Raw genomic sequence first — 20,311 nt, forward strand, 5'->3', positions numbered from 1 at the left:
CTACAGCCCCCTACGGCTTCACTGTTGGGTGCTGCTGCACTGCGGGACCAACTTCTGCTCTTCCTCGGAGAGGGTGGGGCCGGGCTTGGACGTGGCGGTGGTCGAAGGCGTGGACGAGGGTGTGCTCGACGCCTTGCCGCTCCCGCTCCCGCCGGTACTCGGCGCCTGTGACTGTCCGGGCGCCGGCGGCGTGGTGGCCTCGCCCGCGCGCGTCGTGATCTCGGTGTCGGTCTGAGCCTTGTTGCCGGAGGACCCGCCGGACTTGTTCTTGTCCTTGTCCTTGGTCAGGTCCTGCTGCTTCTCCTCGGCCTGGCGCTGCTCGTCGGTCTTCCGGCAGGCGCTGGCGAGGGTGGCCAGGTCCTTGGTCTTGGCCTTGGCCTGGCCGAGGCTGCTGACCGCGATGGTGTCCTCGACGCGGCTGCGCTGGTCCACCGGGAGGTACTTGAGTTCGATCTCACGGTGGTCCTCATGGACCTTGTTGAGCTTGATCCAAGCGAGGTCCTGGCTGATGCCCTGGTAGATCGCCACGTGGTCGCCGTTGACGCCCACGTAGTACTGCTTCTGCGTCCAGCGGTAGCCGCCATAGAGGCCGCCGCCGACTACCGCGAGACCCAGGGCGACGTACAGCGAGCGCTTGACCCACTTCCGCGCGCCGCCCTTCTTGGCGAAGTCGGCGTCCGCGTACGCCCCGTAGCTGCCCTCGGGCGGTCCGCCGAGCGACGGGTCGCCGCTCCCCGGCGGGCCGAAGCCGCCCTGGGGATCCCCCGGGTGCGGAACGCCCCGGTTGCGCCCGAGTTCGGCGGCGCGGCCCGCGGGTGTGTGCGCGGCGCCGCCGTCCCCGAGAGAGGTCTGGTTCTCGGCGACCGCGCCCACGATGACCGGGGTGTCGTTCAGCTGCCCGGCGAGGGTGTCGCTGCCGTCGACGTCGAGGACGTCGGCGACGATGCAGGTGATGTTGTCGGGGCCGCCGCCGCGCAGCGCGAGCTGGATGAGCTCCTGGATCGTCTCGTGCGGGCCGTGGTAGCTGGCGAGGGTGTCCTCGAGGGTCTGGTGGCTGACCACGCCGGACAGGCCGTCGGAGCAGATGAGATAGCGGTCACCGGCCCGGACCTCGCGGATGGACAGGTCGGGCTCGACGTGGTCGCCGCTGCCCAGGGCGCGCATCAGCAGGGAGCGCTGCGGGTGGGTGCCCGCCTCCTCCTCGGTGATGCGGCCCTCGTCGACGAGGCGCTGCACCCAGGTGTGGTCCTGGGTGATCTGGGTGAGTACGCCGTCGCGCAGCAGATACGCGCGCGAGTCGCCGACGTGGACGAGGCCGAGCCGCTGGCCGGTCCACAGCAGGGCGGTGAGCGTGGTGCCCATGCCCTCCAGCTGGGGGTCCTCCTCGACCATGATGCGCAGCTGCTCATTGGCGCGCTGAACGGCGGTGCCCAGGGAGGTCAGGATGTCCGAGCCGGGGACGTCGTCGTCGAGCTGGACGAGGGTGGAGATCACTTCCGAACTGGCGACCTCGCCGGCGGCCTGGCCGCCCATGCCGTCGGCGATGGCGAGCAGCCGGGGGCCGGCGTAGCCGGAGTCCTCGTTGCCCTCCCGGATCATGCCTTTGTGCGATCCGGCGGCGAAACGCAGTGACAGACTCATGCGCACCTCGCCCGTCGGCTCCGGGTACAGCCCCTTGCCAACCACGCTGCCCACCCTCCGGTCGTCATGGTCGTACTACTTCCGCAGCTCGATGACGGTCTTGCCGATACGGATCGGCGCGCCCAGCGGAATCGGTGTCGGTGTGGTGAGTCGGGTCCGGTCGAGATATGTGCCGTTGGTGGACCCGAGGTCCTCGACGATCCACTGGCCGTCGCGGTCCGGGTAGATCCTGGCATGCCGGCTGGAGGCGTAGTCGTCGTCCAGCACGATGGTCGAGTCATGGGCCCGGCCGAGGCTGATGGTCTGGCCCTGGAGGGCGACCGTGGTGCCCGCGAGCGTGCCCTCGGAGACGACCAGCTTGGTGGGGGCGCCGCGGCGGCCGCGGCCGCCACCCCGGCCTGCGGGCTGCTGGCGCTGGGGCGGAGGCGTCGCCGCCTGCCGCTGCTGCGGCCGGTCGGGGGCGCCGCGCCGCGCCGAACCGCGCTGGGTCACGCGGGTCCCGAACAGGTCGCTACGGATGACCTGGACGGCCACGATGACGAACAGCCACAGTACGGCGAGGAAACCCAACCGCATGACCGTGAGGGTCAGCTCTGACATTGCCCCCGCTTCACCCTTCGGCTTGCCGGTAAACGATGGTGGTGCTGCCCACGACGATGCGCGAGCCGTCGCGGAGCGTAGCGCGTGTGGTGTGCTGCCCGTCTACCACGATGCCGTTGGTCGACCCCAGATCCTGGATGGTCGGGGGTGTTCCGACCCGGATCTCGCAGTGCCGGCGCGAGACGCCGGGGTCGTCGATCCGTACGTCGGCGTCGGTGCTGCGGCCCAGGACCAGGGTGGGCCGGGAGATCTGGTGGCGGGTGCCGTTGATCTCGATCCACCGGCGGGTCTGCCCCCCGTACGACTGCGTGCCGACACCGGGACCGCCCGGGCGGGGCGCGGTGCGGCCGCCGGGCGGCGGCGCGGAGGGCATGGGGGGCGCGCTCGCGGGCTGCGGGGGGTAGCCGTAGCCGCCGGGGCGCTGCTGGGGCGCGGCGGGGCCGCGGCCCTGCGACGGGCTCTGGGACTCGCTGGACGCCAGGGTGCGGCTGCGCACGCGGTACAGGCCGGTGTCGAGGTCGTCGGCCTTCTGGAGACTGACCTTGATGGTGCCCATGAACGTGTAGCGCTGCTGCTTGGCGTAGTCGCGCACCATGCCCGCGAGTTCATCGCCGAGCTGGCCCGAGTACGGGCTGAGCCGCTCGTAGTCGGGCGCGCTCAGTTCGACGATGAAGTCGTTGGGGACGACCGTCCGGTCGCGGTTCCAGATGCTGGCGTTGTTGTCGCACTCACGCTGGAGCGCGCCCGCGATCTCGACCGGCTGGACCTCGGACTTGAACACCTTGGCGAAGGTGCCGTTCACGAGACCCTCGAGACGCTGCTCGAAGCGCTTCAGTACTCCCACGGGGCACCTCCTTCCTCAATCGTGCTCAGTGTCGTCCTCATACTGCTTACTGATCGTATCCACGCGTCGGGAAATCGGGTGGTTCCCCTTCCTGGCCCTGTGGAGCAGTGTCACCTCTCACAGGGATCGTAGAGGTGCCTTCATGACAGTGTCCCGCAACCGGGTCGCTATCCGGTCGGGCGGGTGCGGGGGCGCCGGGAACGCGTGTGAATCCACCCTGCGTGGCGTGCTAATGTTCTGGATGTCGGAAGGCGCACCGCACAGACCGAACAGGCCGGAGCAAACGGCTGGGGAGGGCGGCGGCGAGCCAAACGGCAGCACCCATGCGCGGGTGGCGGAATAGGCAGACGCGCTGGATTCAGGTTCCAGTGCCCGAAAGGGCGTGGGGGTTCAACTCCCCCCTCGCGCACCAGTCGAAGTGGGCCTCTCCTGTGTGACGAAAGTCGCGCCGGAGGGGCCCACTTTGCGTTGCGGATGTGCCTCAGGTCACGGCCCGTGTGATACGTGGCGTCGCCGGGGCGCGGGGGAGAGCCCGGAGACCCGCCGGGCGGTCGGCGCGGCGGGTCGGGCAGGTGTCCGGATCTGGATCAGGCGGCGAACCGGGTGGCGAGGGTCTTGGCCTTGGCGGCCGCCTCGTCGTGAGCCCTGGCCTTGGAAGCGTCGGAGAGTTCGACCAGGTCCGCCATGGCCGGATTGGTGCGGGCCAGGGTCAGCTCCGGGACGATGAACTCGACGTCGAGGGAGAGCATCTCGGTCAGCGTCTTGTCCAGATAGTTGAGGACGAACTCGAAGCTCTCACGCGGGGTGCCGGGGCCGTAGCCGCCGCCTCGGCTGGCGACGACGACCGTCGGGGTGCCCGCGGTGGTGGACGGCTGGGCCATCGCGGTGCGGCCCGCGATGATCACGTGATCCAGCCACGCCTTGAGCGAGGAGGGAATCGTGAAGTTGTACATGGGGGCGCCGATCACGACCGTGTCGGCCTGCTCCAGCTCGGAGGCCAGGGTGTCCCGCAGGGCGTAGGCGGCCTTGAGCTCCGGCGTGCGCTGCTCGGCGGGGGTGAAGGCCGCGGCGGCGGCGAGGCCGTCCAGGTGTGGCAGGGGGGTGGCGGCCAGGTCGCGGTAGATGACCGTGCCGTCCGGGTGCTGGGCTTCCCACTCCTTGCGGAAGGTGGCCGTGACGGCGCGCGAGGTGGATGCGTCGGCCGGGAAGAGGGAGCTGTCGATGTGCAGAAGCGTGGGCATGAGGGCCTTCCGACGAGGGCTCGGTATCGGTTCCGGGGCGTGGCGTGCCGGCCCCGGAGTCGAGCTAAGAATTCCTACGTAGCTATGAATAACACAGGAGCTTACTTTTCCGCAGTATGGGCCTGGGGTGGCAGTACGCTGTCCTCCATGGCGGGCGGTGGCGGGAGCGAGGAGCACGACCAGAAGGCGTGCAAGAAGGTCGACGTGGGGATGACCCGCGTCTTCGAGCTGTTCGGAAAGCGGTGGACCGGGCTCATCGTCGCCGTCCTGACCGAGCGGGCCGCGTACTTCGCCGAGCTGCGGCGGGCCATCCCGAAGATCAGCGAGCGGATGCTGACCGACCGGCTCACGGAGCTGGTGGCGGCGGGGCTGGTGCTGCGGGAGGTCGACCCGGGGCCACCGCTGAGGGTGACCTACCGCCTGACGGAGAGCGGCAGGGCGCTGGAGCCCGCCTTGAACGAGCTGGCTCAGTGGGCGAGGCAGTGGTACATGCCCGGGGACGAAGCGTGCCGGGAGGGTGCCGCCCGGGACTGAGCCGGGTCTCGGGCCGGGGCGGAGCTCGGTGAGGGGCGGCCGTGCACCCCCTCTGAACAGGGCATTCGCGCCGGTCGGCGGGGTTATCCACAGGCTGTGACGGGTTTTCGCGGCGCGCTGTACGGTCTTTGCAGTCGAAGCCTTCGGTCGGCTTCGGCGGCTGCGACATGGCCGGTGCTCGGGCCGGCGGGGAAACGGGGGGCGTGTGATGACGGACGTCGAGAGCGGTCGGCAGGCGGTGCGGCGGCTGCCGCAGGTTCCGGGGTTCGCGAGGTGGCCGGGGAGCGGCACGGCCCGGCAGGAGGGGAAGGGGCTGCGCGAGCGGGTGCCCCGCTCGGCCCACCGCGAGCTGCCGTCGGCCGCGGGGCGGCCGGACGCGGTGGAGGAGGTCGAGCGGTCCAACGCCGGGCGGCTGCCGGAGCTGACACCGATCAGGGTCGGGCGGATGGCCGCCTCTCCCTTTTCTTTTCTGCGCGGGGCGGCCGGGCTGATGGGTCATGACCTGGCGGCCACGCCGGTGACCGGCGTCGGCGCCCAGCTCTGCGGCGACGCCCACGCCGCCAACTTCGGTCTGTACGGGGACGCCCGTGGCGGCCTGGTCATCGATCTCAACGACTTCGACGAGACCATCCACGGCCCGTGGGAGTGGGATGTGAAGCGGCTCGCCACCTCGCTGGTGCTGGCCGGGCGGGAGGCGGGCGCGGACGAGGACACATGCCGGGCGGCGGCCCATGACGCGGTGGGCGCCTATCGGCGCACGCTGCGGCTGCTGTCGAAGCTGCCCGCAGCCGACGCGTGGAACGCGATCGCGGACGAGGAGCTGGTCTCGCACGCGGACGCCAAGGATCTGGCCGGCACGCTGGAGCGGGTCTCGGAGAAAGCGCGGCGGAACACCAGCGCGCGGTTCGCGGCCAGGTCGACGGAGGCCGTGCCGGACGAGCGGAATCCGTCCGGGCGGTCGGTGGCGCGGCGCTTCGTGGACGCGCCGCCGGTGCTGCGGCGGGTTCCGGACGCCGAGGCGGCGGCCGTGGCGTCGGCGCTGGGCGCATATCTGGGCACGCTGCCGGAGGACCGGCTGCCGCTGCTGGCCCGTTACTCGGTGCATGACGTGGCGTTCCGGGTGGTGGGCACCGGATCCGTGGGGACCAGGTCGTATGTGGTGCTGCTGCTTGACCACCGGGGCGAGCCGATGGTGCTTCAGGTCAAGGAGGCGCGGCCGTCCGCGTTGCTGCCGTATGTGAGGCAGGCCGGCTTCCAGGTGCCCGCCGTCGCGCACGAGGGGCAGCGGGTGGTGCTCGGCCAGAAGCGGATGCAGGTCGTCAGCGACATCCTGCTGGGTTGGGCCACGGTCCAGGAGCGCCCCTATCAGGTGCGGCAGTTCCGCAACCGCAAGGGGAGCGTGGACCCGGTGGCGCTGCCGGCCGACCAGGTGGACGACTACGGGCGGATGACGGGCGCGCTGCTGGCGCGGGCGCATGCGCACAGCGTGGATCCGCGGCTGCTGTCGGGGTACTGCGGAAAGGGGGAGGAGCTGGACGAAGCGGTGGCCGCGTTCGCGGTGGCGTATGCGGACCGCACGGAGGAGGACCACGCGCGGCTTCTCGCTGCCGTGCGGGGCGGGCGGATAGCGGCCGAGTTGGGGGTGTGACACCGCCCCGGCCGGGTCGCCGCCGGACGTAGGCTGAGCGGGTGACGAACCCGGAAGCGCAGCGACAGGCCCGGCAGCCGGTGCCGGAAGCAGAGCCCCAGGCCGAATCGCAGGAGCCGGCACGGAGGGGGCCCGAAGCCCGATCACAGACGTCGTCGGAGGCGGATGCCGCGTCGGGAGTGGACGCGGAGGCGCCGGCGGGCGCGGATGCGGACGCGACCGCGGAGGCGGAGGCCACCGCGCGGCTCGAGCGGGCCGTGCGGGCGGCGGAGCAGGCGCTGATCGAGTTCGAGATCGCGGTGGAGACGTTCCGCATCGAGGTGGACAATTTCTCCCGGCTGCACCACCAGCGGCTCGGGCCGATGTACTCACGGCTCGACGAGCTGGACGCGCTGATCGCCGAGGCGGTGGCGGCGCGCACCAAGGACCCCGAGGACATCCGCAAGGCGCGGGAGGCGCGGGGGCTGGTGCTGCCGATGCCGAAGGTGGAGGAGCTGTTCCACGGCTGGATCGACTCCGACGGGCTGTCGCCCGAGGGGGCCGCCATGCTCACCGAGCAGCCGGTGCAGCCGCCGCCGCGGGTGCGGCCGAGCGAGGAGGCGCGCCGCATCTACCGGGAGCTCGCCCGCAAGGCGCACCCGGACCTGGCGGAGGAGGAGACCGAGCGGAAGCGGCGCGGTGAGTTCATCGTGAGGGTCAACGCGGCGTATGCGGCCGGGGACGAGGGGAGGCTGCGGGCGCTGGCCGAGGAGTGGGCGGCTGGGCCGCCGCCGCCCGAGCGCCGGTGGAGCCGCAGCGAGGAGCTGTACGTCCGGCTGGAGTGGCTGGCCGCGCGCAAGGAGATGCTGGCCGAGGTGGCCGCCGAGCTGGAGTCCAGCGCGATCGGCGCGATGATCAAGATGGCGCCGGAGGACCCCGACGGGCTGCTCGACGACATCGCCGAGCAGCTGCTGGCCAAGGTGTCCGAGAAGGAGAATCAGCTGGCGGAGCTGGTGCGGTAGTAGGTTTCCCTCAGCTGTTGTGTCGTGTGAGAGGTGTGTGTGATGGGTTTTGCCCCGCTTCCCGAGGTGGAGGCCGCGGCGGTGCCGGCCGATGGGTTTCTGCTGGATGTCCGGGAGGACGACGAGTGGGGCGCGGGCCACGCCGAAGGCGCCCTGCACATCCCCATGGGACAGATCGTGGCCCGGTTCGGCGAGCTCACCGAGGCGCTGAGCGACGGCGGACGGGTACATGTGGTGTGCCGGGTCGGCGGGCGGTCCGCGCAGGTGACGCAGTATCTGATCGCCCAGGGCCTGGACGCGGTGAATGTGGACGGCGGCATGCTCGCCTGGCAGCGGGCGGGCCGCCCGCTGGTGAGCGGGCGGGACGCCACGGCCGACGGGGCCTTCGTGCTCTAGCCCGTCAGCCCAGGGGGTGGGTGGCGAGGAGGTCGCCGAGGGCCTCCTCGTGTGCGGCGGCGGGGCCCAGGGACAGCTCCAGCTGCTTGGCCCAGGCGTGGTAGCGATGCAGCGGATAGTCGGTCGCCGCGCCGAAGCCGCCGTGCAGATGCTGTGCGGTCTGGACGACGCGGCGCACCCCTTCGGCGGCCCAGATCTTGGCGACGGCGACATCCCCCGCGATGGGCAGCGCCCCGGGCGCGGCGGGCGCGCCGTCGCGGTCCATGGTCTCCATGGCCAGCCGCCAGGCGGCCTGCCAGAGCGTGGCCTCCATCGCGCGCAGGTCGATATAGCGGTCGGCCGCCTGGACGGCGACCGCCTGGAAGGTGGCGAGCGGGAAGCCGAACTGCTCGCGCTTGCCGGTGTAGGAGCTGGTCAGGGCGAGCACCGCTTCGCCGAGGCCCAGTGCGAGCGCGCAGGTGCCGGTGGTGAGGAGATGGCGCAGCCACTCCCAGGCGCCGTCCGCCGTCAGCACCTCGGAGCCGTCCAGCCGCACGGCATCCAGGCGGATCTCGGCGAGCCGCTCGCCGCTGGTGGAGATCTGCGGCGCGAGGGTGACGCCGGTGAGGTCGCGGGGGACGAGCGCGAGGAGCGTCCGGCCCGCTCCGGTGTGGGCGGGCACGAGGACGCGGTCGGCGGTGTGGGCCCAGGGCACGGCGGTCTGAGCGCCGTCGAGGACCCAGGCGCCGCCGTCTTGGCGGGCCTGCACGGCGAGTTCGGCCGCGTCATGGCCGGTGCGGCCGTGGGGCGCGACGGTCAGCACGAGCTCTCCCCGGCCGGCGCCGGGCAGCACGGCGGAGCGCAGCTCCTCCCCGCCGTATCGCTGGACGGCGAGGGCGGCCGCGGTGGACTCCAGCAGCGGCACCCGGGCCAGGACCCGGCCGGCCTCGCGCAGCACCAGGCACAGGGCGATGGGGTCGAGACCGGCGCCGCCGTACCGCGGGTCGAGGAGGAGGCCCAGCAGATCGGCGTCGGCGGCCTTGCCCCACAGCCTGCGGTCGAGGTCGTCGGCGACGGCGCCGGGCGTGAGCGCGGGGCTGGGCACCCCGTCCGGCGGGGCGGAGGAGAAGACCGCCTTCGCCGCCTCGGCGGCCGCCTGCTGCTCCTCGGTGAAGGTGAAGTCCACTGTCCGTCCTCCCGCGCCATGGCTTGGTCTGACGGCCCGTCAAGATAGAACAGGTTCTACAAGAAGGGAACGCCCGCGCGGCGGGTCGGCGGTTCAGTGGTTCGGCGGTTCGGTGTGTCAGCGGTCGAAGTCCAGCTCCACGCGCTCGCCGACCGGATGCGACTGACAGGCCAGCACATAACCGGCCGCCACCTCGTCCGGCTCCAGGGCGAAGTTCCGGTCCATCCGCACCTCGCCCGAGACCAGGAACGCCCGGCAGGTGCCGCAGACCCCGCCCTTGCAGGCGTACGGCGCGTCCGGACGGTTGCGCTCCACGGCCTCCAGCAGCGATTCGCCCTCCCGCACCGGCCAGGTGCCCGAGCGGCCGTCCAGGGTCGCCGTCACCACGCCGCGGGATGGGGCGGTGGCCGTCCCCGGCCCCGCGGGGGCGGCCTCGCCGTCCCCGGCGTCCACATGGAAGATCTCCTGATGGATGCGGCCGCGGGCGACCCCGAGGGCGCGCAGCGCCCGCTCGGCGCCGCGCACCATGCCGTAGGGCCCGCACAGGAACCAGCCGTCCACCGAGCCCACCGGCAGCAGCGCCGGCAGCAGCCCGGTCAACCGCTCCTCGTCGAGGCGCCCGGAGACCGGACCGGCCTGGCGCTCCTCCCGGGAGAGGACGCTCACCAGCTGAAACCGGCCGGGCCAGCGGTCCTTCAGATCGGCGACCTCCTCCAGGAACATCGTGGAGGAGGTGGTGCGGTCACCGCGGACCAGGCTGAAGCGGGCCTCGGGCTCGCGGGCCAGCAGCGTCGCCGCGATGGACAGAACGGGGGTGATGCCGCTGCCGCCGACCACGGCGGCGAAGTGGCCGGGCCTGGGGTCCAGGACGAACCGGCCGGCCGGGGCCATCACCTCCATGACCTCGCCGACCGCGAGCTCCTTCAGGGCGTAGGTCGAGAACTCGCCGCCCTCGACCAGCCGCACCCCGACCCGCAGGGCGGCGGGGCCCTCGGACTCCAGGGCGGGTGTGCAGATCGAGTACGTCCGCCGTATCTGGCCGCCGTCGGCGAACCGCCGCACCGCGATGTGCTGCCCCGGGGAGAAGCGGAAGGTCTGGCGCAGCGCGGGCGGGATCCGCAGGGTGACGGCCACCGAGTCGTCGGTGAGCCGGTCGACCGCGATCACCCGCAGGGGATGGAAGGCGCCGTGGCGGGGCACGGGCGTCGCCACGCCTTCGGCGGTCATCACAACTCCTTGAAGTGGTCGAAGGGTTCGCGGCAGGTCTCGCAGCGGCGCAGCGCCTTGCAGGCGGTGGAGGAGAAGCGGCTGAGCAGCTTGGTGTCGGTCGATCCGCAGTGCGGGCAGCGCACCGCCAGGTCGACGGCGACCGGCCCGCCTACGGCGCGGGGGCCGGGCGGCGCGATGCCGGACTCGGCCAGCTTGCGGCGGCCCTCCGCGCTGATCGCGTCCGTCGTCCAGGGCGGGGAGAGGACGGTGTGGACCGCCACCTCGGGTATGCCCTGGTCGTGCAGCACCCGCTCGATGTCGGCGGCCATCGACTCCAGGGCGGGGCAGCCAGTGTAGGTGGGGGTCAGCTCGACCTCGACGCGGCCCGGCGCCATGACGCGCAGCGCGCGCAGCACTCCGAGCTCGGCCAGGGTCACCATGGGCAGCTCCGGGTCCGGCACGGCGCCCGCCAGCTCGCGCAGCCGGGTCTCGAGCGGGGTCGCGGGCGCGGGCGTCACCATGACGCCCCCGGGTGGCTGCGGTGCAGATGCTGCATCTCGGCCAGTATCCGGCCGAACGGCTCGGTGTGAATGCCCTGCCGGCCGGCGCCGGCCGCCCAGGCGCCGCGCCGGGGCCCCTCGGGCACGGCCAGGGTGGCCCGGTCCAGCACGGCCGTCACCCGCGCCAGCCACTCGTCGTGCAGTGCGGTCCAGTCCACCTCGCACCCCTCGACCGGCTCGAACAGCTCGCCGGTGAACTGCCACAGCGCTTCCAGGCCGCGCCGCATCCGCTCATGGCTCTCGGCGGTGCCGTCGCCCAGCCGCAGGGTCCAGTGCTCGGCGTGGTCGCGGTGGTAGGCGACCTCCTTGACCGCCTTGGCGGCCAGCGGGGCGAAGGGGCCGTCGCCGCGCGCCAGCCGCTCGTACAGCAGCTCCTGATAGGTGGAGAAGTACAGCTGGCGGGCGATGGTGTGCGCGAAGTCTCCGTTGGGCTGCTCGACGAGCTGCGCATTGCGGAAGGCGCGTTCCTCCCGCAGATAGGCCAGCTCGTCCTCGTCGCCCACCAGGGAGAGCAGCACCCGCGCCTGCCCGAGCAGGTCCAGGGCGATGTTGGCGAGGGCGACCTCCTCCTCCAGCACCGGGGCGTGTCCCGCCCACTCCCCCAGCCGGTGGGAGAGCACCAGGGCGTCGTCGCCGAGGGCGAGTGCCGCGGTCACAGGTGGCGCACCCCCTCCGGGATCTCGTAGAAGGTCGGATGGCGGTAGGGCTTGTCGGCGGCCGGTTCGAAGAAGGGGTCCTTCTCGTCCGGAGAGGAGGCGGTGATCCGGTCGGAGGGCACGACCCAGATGGAGACGCCCTCGGAGCGGCGCGTGTAGAGATCGCGGGCGTTGCGCAGGGCCATCTCGGCGTCCGGCGCGTGCAGGCTGCCGGCGTGGGTGTGGGAGAGGCCGCGCCTGCCGCGCACGAATACCTCCCACAGGGGCCACTCACCGCTGGTGTCGCCGCTCATGCGCCGGCCTTTCCCTGCTTGGCCGCGTAGGCCGCGGCCGCCTCGCGCACCCAGGCGCCTTCCTCATGGGCCCGGCGCCGCTGGGATATGCGCTGGGCGTTGCACGGCCCGTTTCCCCGGAGCACCTCGCGGAACTCCTCCCAGTCGATCGGCCCGAAGTCGTAGTGTCCCCGCTCCTCGTTCCACTTCAGATCTGGGTCGGGGAGGGTGAGGCCGAGTGCCTCGGCCTGGGGGACACAGATGTCGACGAAGCGCTGGCGCAGCTCGTCGTTCGAATGGCGCTTGATCTTCCAGGCCATGGACTGGGCGGAGTGGGCCGATGCCTCGTCAGGCGGGCCGAACATCATCAGCGAGGGCCACCACCAGCGGTCCACCGCGTCCTGCGCCATCGCGTGCTGCGCCTCGGTGCCCCGGCTCAGGGTCAGCAGCAGCTCGTATCCCTGGCGCTGGTGGAAGGACTCCTCCTTGCAGATGCGGACCATCGCCCGGGCGTACGGCCCATAGGAGCAGCGGCACAGCGGCACCTGGTTGGTGATCGCCGCGCCGTCCACCAGCCAGCCGATGGCGCCCACGTCGGCCCAGGTCAGCGTGGGGTAGTTGAAGATCGAGGAGTATTTCTGGCGGCCGGAGTGGAGTTTGTCGAGCAGCTCCTCGCGGCTGGTGCCCAGGGTCTCGGCGGCGCTGTAGAGATACAGGCCGTGTCCCGCCTCGTCCTGGACCTTGGCCATGAGGATGGCCTTGCGGCGCAGGGAGGGGGCCCGGGTGATCCAGTTGGCCTCCGGCTGCATGCCGATGATCTCGGAGTGGGCGTGCTGGGCCATCTGTCTGACCAGCGAGGAGCGGTAGGCGTCGGGCATCCAGTCGCGGGGCTCGATCCGCTCGTCCGCGGCCAGGGCGGCGTCGAACACCGTCTGGTACGCCTCCGTGTCAGCCGCCATCGTCGTCATGCGAAGCCCCTTCGCCGTCCCGCCGGGGCTGCCCCCCGGCCCGACCGACCGATCGTTCGGTTCAATGGTGAGCCGGGGGAACGTAGGGTGTCAAGCCTGTGGATAACCCCGGGACGCTGTGCCTCGCGCCCCCTCATCGGTACCGTTCCGGGGCGTAAGGGCCGCGGAAAGCGCGGATCCTGGACCACGGAATCGGGGCGGGGATGGCGGAGACGGGGCGGTACGAGGAGAAGGGGGCGGGGGAAACCGGGGCCGGCGGGCCGCTCTCGCTCCCCTCGCAACTCGTGGTCGCGGTGGGCCTCGCCGTCGTCGTGGCCGCCGTGGCCGTCCACCTGGGGATGGCCTTCCTGAATGTCTCGCCGCCCAACACGGTCAGCAAGCAGCACAGCGAGGCGATAGACGACTACATATATCCGGAATTCGAACGGAACTGGAAGCTCTTCGCCCCCAACCCGCTCCAGCAGAACATCGCCGTGCAGGCGCGCGCCGAGATCCGCACCCCCGAGGGCGGCACCGCGACCACCGGGTGGCGAGATCTGTCGGCCCAGGACGGCGCGGCCATCAGGCACAATCCGCTGCCCAGCCACACCCAGCAGAACCAGCTGCGCCGCGCCTGGGAGTTCTACGCCCTCTCGCACAACGCCGAGGAGCAGCCGAACGGGCTGCGCGGACAGCTCTCGGGGCAGTATCTGCGGCGGCTCGTGATGCTCCGCCTCGGCATGAAGCAGGACGGCGGCACCGTGCAGCGCGTCCAGCTGCGCTCGGTCACCCGGCAGCTGGCCGCCCCGCCATGGAGCGAGGAGAAGATCGACACCCGCCCCGGCTACCGGCTTCTGCCCTGGTGGACGGTCACCGCCGACGACCTGCCGGAGGCGAAGCGCCGGTGACCACCCCCGCTCTCCCGCCGACCCCGCCGCCGCCCCCGCATCCGCCCCGCCCGGCCCTGCCCCCGGCTCCGGCGCTGGCCCGCCCGAGGCCGACTGCCCGCGTCGAGGCCGCCGTCACCCGCGCCCACGCCCGCGTCACCGGATCCGCGCTCGGCCCGTACCAGACCGCCGTGGTGCGCATCGGTTTCTCCTTCACCTGGCTGCTGTTCCTGCTGCGCGAATGGCCCCACCGCCAGGAGCTGTACGGGCCCGAGGGCCCATGGAGCTGGGAGATGGCACGCCAGTTCATCGGCGGCAACGGGGCCTTCAGCGCGCTCATGTGGTCCGACGGCGCGCTGTGGTTCGAGACCGTCTACGCCCTCGCCCTCGTCTCCAGCGCGCTGCTCCTGCTCGGCTGGCGGACCCGCACGATGTCCGTGCTGTTCATGCTGGGCGTGATCTCCATGCAGAACCGCAGCATCTTCGTGGGGGACGGCGGCGACAACGTCATCCATCTGGTGGCGCTGTATCTGACGCTGACCCGGTGCGGGCAGGTGTGGTCCCTGGACGCCCGCCGCGCGGCGCGGCGCGATCCGGGGGCACCGGCGCCGCGCGACACGACCGGGATGGTGCTGTGGGCGCTGACCGGGTCGGTCCTGCTGTGGGCGCAGCTGTTCAGCGAGGCCCGCCTCGACTGGACGGCGTACGGCCCCCTCCCCGGCGTGGGCTGGGCCACGGCCCTGTGGGGTGTGTGGGCCGTTCACGGCGTCTGGTGGTTCGTCCAGCGCCGCGCCCCCGGCGAGCCGCGCACCCTCCTGGACATCCTGGCCAACCTCGTCAACAACGGGGCGCTGGTGGTGATCATGGGCGAGGTCTGCCTGCTGTATGCCTCGGCCGGCTGGTACAAGATCCAGGGCACGCGCTGGCAGGACGGCACCGCGCTCTACTACCCGCTGCACCTGGACTACTTCTCGCCCTGGCCTGCCCTGGCCGATGTGCTCGCCGGCAGCGGCCTGCTGGTCATGGTGCTCACCTATGGCACCGTCATCGTGCAGGTCGCGTTCCCCTTCACGCTGCTGAACCGGCGGGTGAAGAACGTGATGCTGGTGGTGATGGTGCTGGAGCACCTCGGGATCGCGGTCCTTCTGGGGCTGCCCTTCTTCTCCCTGGCCATGATCGCGGCGGATGCGATCTTCCTCCCGACGAACTTCCTGCGCTGGGCCGGTGCGCGGGCGGGCCGGATCCGCGACCGGATCGGCGACCGGCTGCCCGCACGGGCGGCCTGGCTGCCGCGCCAGCGGACTGAGGAGAGCACCGCGGGCCGACCGTAGGCTGTGGACATGAGCGTGTCCCGGTGCGCTGTGCCGGCTGGACCGAGGGAGGAGGGGCATGAGCGACGACGAGGCCGTGACGGCCGTACGGCGATGGCGCGAGGCCGCCGCCGGGACCGTGCTGCTGGACGGCTTCCATGCGCTGAAGCACGCGGTCCGGTTCGGCGCGGAGGTGCGGATCGCCGTCACGAGCGACAAGGCGGGCGCCCTCGCTCTCGCGCACGACCTGGCCGGCGACCTGACCGGGGTGATCGAGGAGCGCCTCGTCGAGGTGGAGGCGGAGACGCTGCGCGATCTTGTGCCGAAGGTCCATCCGACCCGGGTCGCCGCGCTCGCGGTCAGGCCCGATCGGCGGGGGAACCTGGACGAGCTGACGGGACCCGCCAGGTCCGCGCCGGTCGTGGTGCTGGACAACCCCCGCAACCTGGGGAACGTGGGCGCCGTGGTGCGGCTCGCCGCCGGGTTCGGGGTCACCGGGGTGGTCACCACCGGCGATATCGACCCCTGGCACCCGAACGCCGTCCGGTCGGGCGCCGGGCTTCACTTCGCCACCGCGGTGGAGCGGCTGCCGAGCGACGACCTTCCGCCCGGGCCGCTGTACGCCCTGGATCCGGAGGGGGAGGACATCCGGTCCGTGGCCATCCCCGATGACGCGCTGCTCGCGTTCGGCTCCGAGCGGCACGGGATCTCGCCGGAGGTGCGCAAGCGGGCTACCAGGCTGGTGGCCCTCCCCATGCGGCCTCAGGTGTCCAGCTACAACCTGGCCACCAGCGTGGCCATGGCGCTGTTCCACTGGGGAGGGCCTGCCCAGGCTCCGGCGAGCGGCTGAGTAAGCCGGGAAAGCCGCGGAGCCCGGCGGCGTTACAGCGGGCGTCGGACCTCGACCATGCGGAAGCGGGAGGCCACGAACGCCCCGTCGCACAACGCGGCGTTGGCCGAGGGGTTGCCGCCCGTGCCGTGGAAGTCCGAGAAGGCCGCGGTCTGGTTGACGTAGACCCCACCGGTCAGATTCAGCGACAGCTGGGCGCACTCCTCCAGACAGGCCTCCTCGACCAGCCGCTCGGCATCCGGGGAGGTGGTGTACGCGCCGACGGTCATGGCGCCCTTGTCGCGGACCGTGCGGCGCAGCAGGTCGGCCGCGTCCGCCGTCGAGTCCATGGCCACGGCGAAGGACACCGGGCCGAAGCACTCGGACAGATAGGGCGCCTCGGCGTCGGCCGGCTCCCAGAACTTCCGGGCGCCGTCGGCCTTGACGATCACGGGGGTGCGGACCGCGGCCTCGGGGAACTCGGGGTGGGCGACCTGACGGGAGGCCAGGGCGGTGCCGCCGAGGCCGGGGGCGGCCTCCAGCCGCTCCTTGACCCCGGGGTTCACGATCGCGCCGAGCAGGGCGCTCGCCCGCGCGTCGTCGCCCAGCAGCCGCTCGACGGCCGCCGCCAGATCGGCGACCACCTCGTCGTACGACTTGGGGCCGGCGTCCGTGGCGATGCCGTCACGCGGGATGAGCAGGTTCTGCGGGGTGGTGCACATCTGGCCGCAGTACAGGGACAGGGAGAACGCCAGATTGCCCAGCATGCCCTCGTAGTCGTCGGTGGAGTCGATCACGACCGTGTTGACCCCGGCCTTCTCGGTGAAGACCTGGGCCTGGCGGGCGTGGGTCTCCAGCCAGTCGCCGAAGGCGGTGGAGCCCGTGTAGTCGATGATGCGGATCTCGGGGCGCACGGCGAGGACCTTGGCCAGGCCCTCGTCGGGGTGCTCCGCGGCCAGGGCCACCAGATTCGGGTCGAAGCCCGCCTCGCTCAGCACCTCGCGCGCCACCCGGACGGTCAGAGCCAGCGGCAGCACGGCCCGGGGGTGGGGTTTGACCAGGACGGGATTGCCCGTGGCGAGGGAGGCGAACAGGCCCGGGTAGCCGTTCCACGTCGGGAAGGTGTTGCAGCCGATGACCAGGGCGATCCCGCGCGGGACGGCCGTGAAGTCCTTGCGCAGGCGCAGCGGGTCGCGCTTGCCCTGCGGCTTGGTCCACTCGGCCGCCGCGGGGGTGCGCGTCTGCTCCGCGAAGGCATAGGCCACCGCCTCCAGGCCGCGGTCCTGGGCGTGTGGCCCGCCGGCCTGGAACGCCATCAGATAGGCCTGCCCGCTGGTGTGCATGACGGCATGGGCGAACTCGTGCGAGCGGGCGCCGATCCGGGCCAGGATCTCCAGGCAGACCATGGCGCGCGCCTCGGGGCCCGCGTCCCGCCAGGCCGCCAGGCCGGCCCGCATCGCCGGGAGCAGCACCTCGATGTCCGGGTGCGGATACTCCACATCCAGCCCGATGCCGTACGGCGAGGTCTCGGTGGCCGTCCAGCCGTCCGTGCCGGGCTGGTCCAGCCCGAAGCGCTTGCCGCGCAGCGCGTCGAACGCCGTCTGGCCCTCGGCGGGGGACAGGCTTTCCCGGCCGCTCGCGTCGGCCCCTCCGTAGGCCTTCGGATGCTCGGGGTGCGGCGACCAGTATGCGCGGGTACGGATGGCCTCCAGAGCCTGGTCGAGGGTGGGGCGGTGCTGCTCGGTCAACTGCGCTGTGGTGAGTCCGGCGGTCACGACTGACCAACTCCTCGTCGAGCTGGGATTGAGCTGAGCTGGGAACGACGACAGACTTAGGGTAACCGAACGATCGGTCGGGACAAGAGGGCCTGGCGCACCTGTGGATAACTTCGTCCGAGAGGATCAGCGGCATGACTGCGATCGACCGTGGGACCGGCCCCGCCGGCATCGTCGCCGTGGTCGGCACCGGCACCATGGGCCAGGGAATCGCGCAGGTCGCGCTGGTCGCCGGGCATCCCGTGCGGCTCTACGACGCCGCCCCCGGGCGCGCCGCGCAGGCCGCCGACGCCATCGCCGCGCGCCTGGAGAGGCTGGTCGCCAAGGGCCGGCTCGCCCCCGCCGCCCGGGACGCCGCCCTGGGCCGGCTCACCCCGGTCGCCGGGCTCGCCGGGCTGGCGGACGCGGAGCTGGCGATCGAGGCGATCCTGGAGGACCTGGGGGCCAAGCAGCAGCTGTTCACCGCCCTCGAATCGGTCGTCTCCGACGGCTGTCTGCTCGCCACCAACACCTCCTCCCTGTCCGTCACCGCCGTCGCGGGCGCACTGCGGTGCCCCGGCCGCCTCCTGGGCCTGCACTTCTTCAACCCCGCGCCGCTGCTGCCGCTGGTCGAGGTGGTGCGCGGCTTCGCCACCGAGGAGGCGGCCGCCGACCGGGCGTACGAGACCGTCGCGGCCTGGGGCAAGACCCCGGTGCGCTGCGCGGACACCCCCGGCTTCATCGTCAACCGGATCGCCCGCCCCTTCTACGCCGAGGCGTTCCGCGTCCACGAGGAGGGTGCCGCCGACCCGGCCACCGTCGACGCCGTGCTGCGCGAGTGCGGCGGCTTCGCGATGGGCCCGTTTGAGCTGACGGACCTGATCGGCCAGGACGTGAACGAGGCCGTGACCCGCTCGGTGTGGGAGGCGATGTTCCACGACCCGAGGTTCACCCCGTCCCTCGCCCAGCGGCGGCTCGTGGACGCGGGCCTGTACGGGCGCAAGTCGGGCCGCGGCTGGTACGACCACGCCGAGGGCGCGCCGCGCCCCGAGCCGCACACCGCCGAGCCGTGCCGGGCCCCGGAAAAGGTCGCGGTCCACGAGGGAGCGGGGCCGGCCCGGGAGCTGCCGCGGCTCATCGAGGAGGCGGGCATCACGGTCACCCGGGAGGCCCCGGCCCCCGACACCCCGCCCGGAGGCTTCATCGCCCTCCCCGACGGCACCCGGCTGGCCCTCACCGACGGCTCGTCCGCCACCACGGGCTCCCCGGTCCCCTGTGTCCGCTTCGACCTGGCGCTGGACTACCGCGCCGCCACCCGGATCGCCCTCGCCCCGGCCGAGACCGTCGCCCCCGACGCCCTGGAGTCCGCGATCGGGCTCTTCCAGGCGCTCGGGAAGCAGGTCAGCGTCATCGAGGACGTGCCCGGCATGATCGTGGCCCGTACGGTCGCGATGCTGGCCGACTTCGCCCTGGACGCCGCCGCCCGCCGGGTGGCGAGCCCGGAGGACATCGACACCGCGATGCGGCTGGGGGTGAACTACCCCCGTGGACCGCTGCGTTGGGGGAGTGAGCTCGGCGCGCGCTGGGTGCGCGACGTAATGTTGAACCTTCACCAGGCCTATCCCACCGGCCGCTATGCCCCGTCCCAACCGCTGATGCGGCGCGCGGCCGCCGAAGAAGAACTGTTCTCATCATGACCATGTCGAAGCGCGACACCTATACGCCCGAATCGCTGCTCGCGGTCGCCGTGGAGGTGTTCAACGAGCGTGGCTACGACGGCACCTCCATGGAGCACCTCTCACGTGCGGCCGGGATCTCCAAGTCGTCGATCTACCACCACGTCAAGGGCAAGGAAGAGCTGCTGCGGCTGGCCATAAGCCGCGCCCTCGACGGACTGTTCGGCATCCTCGGCGAGCCGGGCGCGCGCGACGGACGGGCGGTCGAGCGGCTGGAGCACGTGGCCCGGCGCACCGCCGAGGTGCTGATGGCGGAGCTGCCGTACGTCACTCTGCTGCTGCGCGTGCGCGGGAACACGGACACCGAGCGGTGGGCCATGGCCCGGCGGCGGGAGTTCGACCACGAGGTCGCCGCGCTGCTCAAGCAGGCCGTGACCGACGGGGACCTGCGGCCCGACGTGGACGCCCGGCTGGCGACCCGGCTGCTCTTCGGCATGATCAACTCGATTGTGGAGTGGTACCGGCCGAGCCGGGGCGGGGCCGTGAGCTCGGACGAGGTGGCCGACGCGGTGGTCCGCACGGCGTTCGCGGGGCTGCGCGTCTCCCTTGTCTAGAGCTCGGTGTCGAGGTCGGTCTCCTCGAAGACCAGCAGCGTGCGGGTGCTCAGCACCTCGGGTATGGCCTGGATGCGGGTGAGGACCAGCTCGCGCAGCGAGCGGTTGTCCTCGGTGTGGACCAGCAGCAGCACATCGAAGTCCCCGCTGACCAGGGCGATATGAGAGGCGCCCGGAAGCTGCCTGAGCTGCTCGCGGACCGTGCGCCACGAGTTCTGCACGATCTTCAGGGTGATGTACGCCGAGGAGCCCTGCCCGGCCCGCTCCTGGTCCACCCGGGCGCTGAAGCCGCGGATCACCCCGTCGTCGATGAGGCGGTTGATACGCGCGTAGGCGTTGGCGCGCGAGACATGCACCCGCTCGGCGACGGAGCGTATCGAGGCCCGGCCGTCGGCCCGGAGCATACGGAGGATGTCGCGGTCTATCGGATCCAGGGGACGGGCCGGGGGCGTGTCGTCCGGATTGGCCATCTGTTCGCCCCGCATACCGCCCCGCCTCCCCTTCATGGACGTCCTGGCCACATCTCA

21 protein-coding genes and 1 tRNA gene are annotated in these 20,311 nt (G+C 72.1%); 10 read left to right on the forward strand and 12 right to left on the reverse strand.

The annotated features are described in order from the left end of the window. Positions 1 to 18 precede the first annotated feature (18 nt). From ACH4S9_RS35400 to ACH4S9_RS35410, 3 genes are all read right to left on the reverse strand, one after another. On the reverse strand, positions 19 to 1,641 hold the full coding sequence (locus ACH4S9_RS35400; protein ID WP_311725967.1) for a protein phosphatase 2C domain-containing protein: 1,623 nt from the start codon (positions 1,639 to 1,641) through the stop codon (positions 19 to 21). Positions 1,642 to 1,716: 75 nt separating this feature from the next. Next, positions 1,717 to 2,241, reverse strand: coding sequence for an FHA domain-containing protein (locus tag ACH4S9_RS35405; protein ID WP_311725966.1), 525 nt, complete (start codon positions 2,239 to 2,241; stop codon positions 1,717 to 1,719). A 10-nt stretch (positions 2,242 to 2,251) separates the two neighbouring features. Beyond that, positions 2,252 to 3,085 carry a DUF3662 and FHA domain-containing protein gene (locus ACH4S9_RS35410; RefSeq protein WP_358846731.1) on the reverse strand — a complete coding sequence of 278 codons (834 nt, stop codon included), beginning with the start codon at positions 3,083 to 3,085 and terminating at the stop codon, positions 2,252 to 2,254. Positions 3,086 to 3,410: 325 nt separating this feature from the next. Between ACH4S9_RS35410 and ACH4S9_RS35415 the strand changes: the two genes are divergently transcribed. Then, positions 3,411 to 3,497: transfer RNA gene (locus tag ACH4S9_RS35415), tRNA-Leu, on the forward strand. A 175-nt stretch (positions 3,498 to 3,672) separates the two neighbouring features. On the opposite strand, the gene ACH4S9_RS35420 is transcribed toward ACH4S9_RS35415, so the two are convergent. After that, positions 3,673 to 4,326, reverse strand: coding sequence for an NAD(P)H-dependent oxidoreductase (locus ACH4S9_RS35420; RefSeq protein WP_361189423.1), 654 nt, complete (start codon positions 4,324 to 4,326; stop codon positions 3,673 to 3,675). Between the two features lie 147 nt (positions 4,327 to 4,473). Here ACH4S9_RS35420 and ACH4S9_RS35425 point away from each other — a divergent pair, with 147 nt between their 5' ends. From ACH4S9_RS35425 to ACH4S9_RS35440, 4 genes are all read left to right on the forward strand, one after another. Beyond that, positions 4,474 to 4,860, forward strand: coding sequence for a helix-turn-helix domain-containing protein (locus ACH4S9_RS35425; RefSeq protein ID WP_311725963.1), 387 nt, complete (start codon positions 4,474 to 4,476; stop codon positions 4,858 to 4,860). Positions 4,861 to 5,068: 208 nt separating this feature from the next. Beyond that, complete coding sequence (locus ACH4S9_RS35430) at positions 5,069 to 6,508, forward strand: DUF2252 domain-containing protein (RefSeq protein ID WP_311725962.1); 1,440 nt, start codon at positions 5,069 to 5,071, stop codon at positions 6,506 to 6,508. A 41-nt stretch (positions 6,509 to 6,549) separates the two neighbouring features. After that, a complete protein-coding gene (locus ACH4S9_RS35435; protein WP_385346710.1) occupies positions 6,550 to 7,509 on the forward strand; it encodes a hypothetical protein in 960 nt (319 codons plus the stop codon). 42 nt (positions 7,510 to 7,551) lie between these two features. After that, complete coding sequence (locus ACH4S9_RS35440) at positions 7,552 to 7,905, forward strand: rhodanese-like domain-containing protein (protein WP_311725961.1); 354 nt, start codon at positions 7,552 to 7,554, stop codon at positions 7,903 to 7,905. A 4-nt stretch (positions 7,906 to 7,909) separates the two neighbouring features. Here the strand turns inward: ACH4S9_RS35440 and ACH4S9_RS35445 are convergent, their stop codons facing one another. The 6 genes from ACH4S9_RS35445 to paaA form a co-directional block, all read right to left on the reverse strand. Further along, positions 7,910 to 9,070, reverse strand: coding sequence for an acyl-CoA dehydrogenase family protein (locus ACH4S9_RS35445; RefSeq protein WP_398375657.1), 1,161 nt, complete (start codon positions 9,068 to 9,070; stop codon positions 7,910 to 7,912). 117 nt (positions 9,071 to 9,187) lie between these two features. Then, complete coding sequence (locus ACH4S9_RS35450) at positions 9,188 to 10,297, reverse strand: 2Fe-2S iron-sulfur cluster-binding protein (protein ID WP_398375658.1); 1,110 nt, start codon at positions 10,295 to 10,297, stop codon at positions 9,188 to 9,190. Further along, positions 10,297 to 10,800, reverse strand: coding sequence for a 1,2-phenylacetyl-CoA epoxidase subunit PaaD (gene paaD, locus ACH4S9_RS35455; RefSeq protein WP_311725958.1), 504 nt, complete (start codon positions 10,798 to 10,800; stop codon positions 10,297 to 10,299). The genes ACH4S9_RS35450 and paaD overlap by 1 nt, the downstream gene beginning before the upstream one ends. Continuing rightward, complete coding sequence (paaC, locus tag ACH4S9_RS35460) at positions 10,794 to 11,495, reverse strand: 1,2-phenylacetyl-CoA epoxidase subunit PaaC (protein WP_311725957.1); 702 nt, start codon at positions 11,493 to 11,495, stop codon at positions 10,794 to 10,796. The genes paaD and paaC overlap by 7 nt, the downstream gene beginning before the upstream one ends. After that, positions 11,492 to 11,788 carry a 1,2-phenylacetyl-CoA epoxidase subunit PaaB gene (gene paaB, locus ACH4S9_RS35465; protein WP_311725956.1) on the reverse strand — a complete coding sequence of 99 codons (297 nt, stop codon included), beginning with the start codon at positions 11,786 to 11,788 and terminating at the stop codon, positions 11,492 to 11,494. The genes paaC and paaB overlap by 4 nt, the downstream gene beginning before the upstream one ends. Beyond that, a complete protein-coding gene (gene paaA, locus ACH4S9_RS35470) occupies positions 11,785 to 12,735 on the reverse strand; it encodes a 1,2-phenylacetyl-CoA epoxidase subunit PaaA (protein ID WP_311725955.1) in 951 nt (316 codons plus the stop codon). Before paaA ends, paaB begins: the two co-directional genes overlap by 4 nt. A 203-nt stretch (positions 12,736 to 12,938) precedes the next feature. Between paaA and ACH4S9_RS35475 the strand changes: the two genes are divergently transcribed. From ACH4S9_RS35475 to ACH4S9_RS35485, 3 genes are read left to right on the forward strand one after another with little or no spacing between them, the layout of a single operon-like run. After that, positions 12,939 to 13,622, forward strand: a complete 684-nt coding sequence (locus ACH4S9_RS35475; protein WP_361189412.1) for a DUF5819 family protein — start codon at positions 12,939 to 12,941, stop codon at positions 13,620 to 13,622. Beyond that, positions 13,619 to 14,932 carry an HTTM domain-containing protein gene (locus ACH4S9_RS35480; RefSeq protein WP_398375662.1) on the forward strand — a complete coding sequence of 438 codons (1,314 nt, stop codon included), beginning with the start codon at positions 13,619 to 13,621 and terminating at the stop codon, positions 14,930 to 14,932. The genes ACH4S9_RS35475 and ACH4S9_RS35480 overlap by 4 nt, the downstream gene beginning before the upstream one ends. A gap of 58 nt (positions 14,933 to 14,990) precedes the next feature. After that, positions 14,991 to 15,761 (forward strand): TrmH family RNA methyltransferase, encoded by a 771-nt coding sequence (locus tag ACH4S9_RS35485; protein WP_385346704.1) that lies wholly within the window; start codon positions 14,991 to 14,993, stop codon positions 15,759 to 15,761. A 32-nt stretch (positions 15,762 to 15,793) separates the two neighbouring features. Here the strand turns inward: ACH4S9_RS35485 and paaN are convergent, their stop codons facing one another. Then, positions 15,794 to 17,515, reverse strand: a complete 1,722-nt coding sequence (gene paaN, locus ACH4S9_RS35490) for a phenylacetic acid degradation protein PaaN (RefSeq protein ID WP_398375663.1) — start codon at positions 17,513 to 17,515, stop codon at positions 15,794 to 15,796. 134 nt (positions 17,516 to 17,649) lie between these two features. On the opposite strand from paaN, the gene ACH4S9_RS35495 reads away from it, so the two are divergent. Together ACH4S9_RS35495 and ACH4S9_RS35500 are read left to right on the forward strand one after the other, a co-directional pair. Then, a complete protein-coding gene (locus tag ACH4S9_RS35495; RefSeq protein ID WP_385346700.1) occupies positions 17,650 to 19,191 on the forward strand; it encodes a 3-hydroxyacyl-CoA dehydrogenase in 1,542 nt (513 codons plus the stop codon). After that, the gene (locus ACH4S9_RS35500) at positions 19,188 to 19,784 is read left to right on the forward strand and encodes a TetR/AcrR family transcriptional regulator (protein ID WP_311725949.1); all 597 of its coding nucleotides are present in this window, start codon (positions 19,188 to 19,190) and stop codon (positions 19,782 to 19,784) included. The genes ACH4S9_RS35495 and ACH4S9_RS35500 overlap by 4 nt, the downstream gene beginning before the upstream one ends. Here ACH4S9_RS35500 and ACH4S9_RS35505 read toward each other — a convergent pair. Further along, a complete protein-coding gene (locus ACH4S9_RS35505) occupies positions 19,781 to 20,269 on the reverse strand; it encodes an Lrp/AsnC family transcriptional regulator (RefSeq protein ID WP_398375666.1) in 489 nt (162 codons plus the stop codon). The two genes, ACH4S9_RS35500 and ACH4S9_RS35505, sit on opposite strands and share 4 nt — an antisense overlap. Positions 20,270 to 20,311 lie beyond the last annotated feature (42 nt).

This window comes from Streptomyces sp. NPDC021225 (genome assembly GCF_044332865.1).
Taxonomy (GTDB): domain Bacteria; phylum Actinomycetota; class Actinomycetes; order Streptomycetales; family Streptomycetaceae; genus Streptomyces.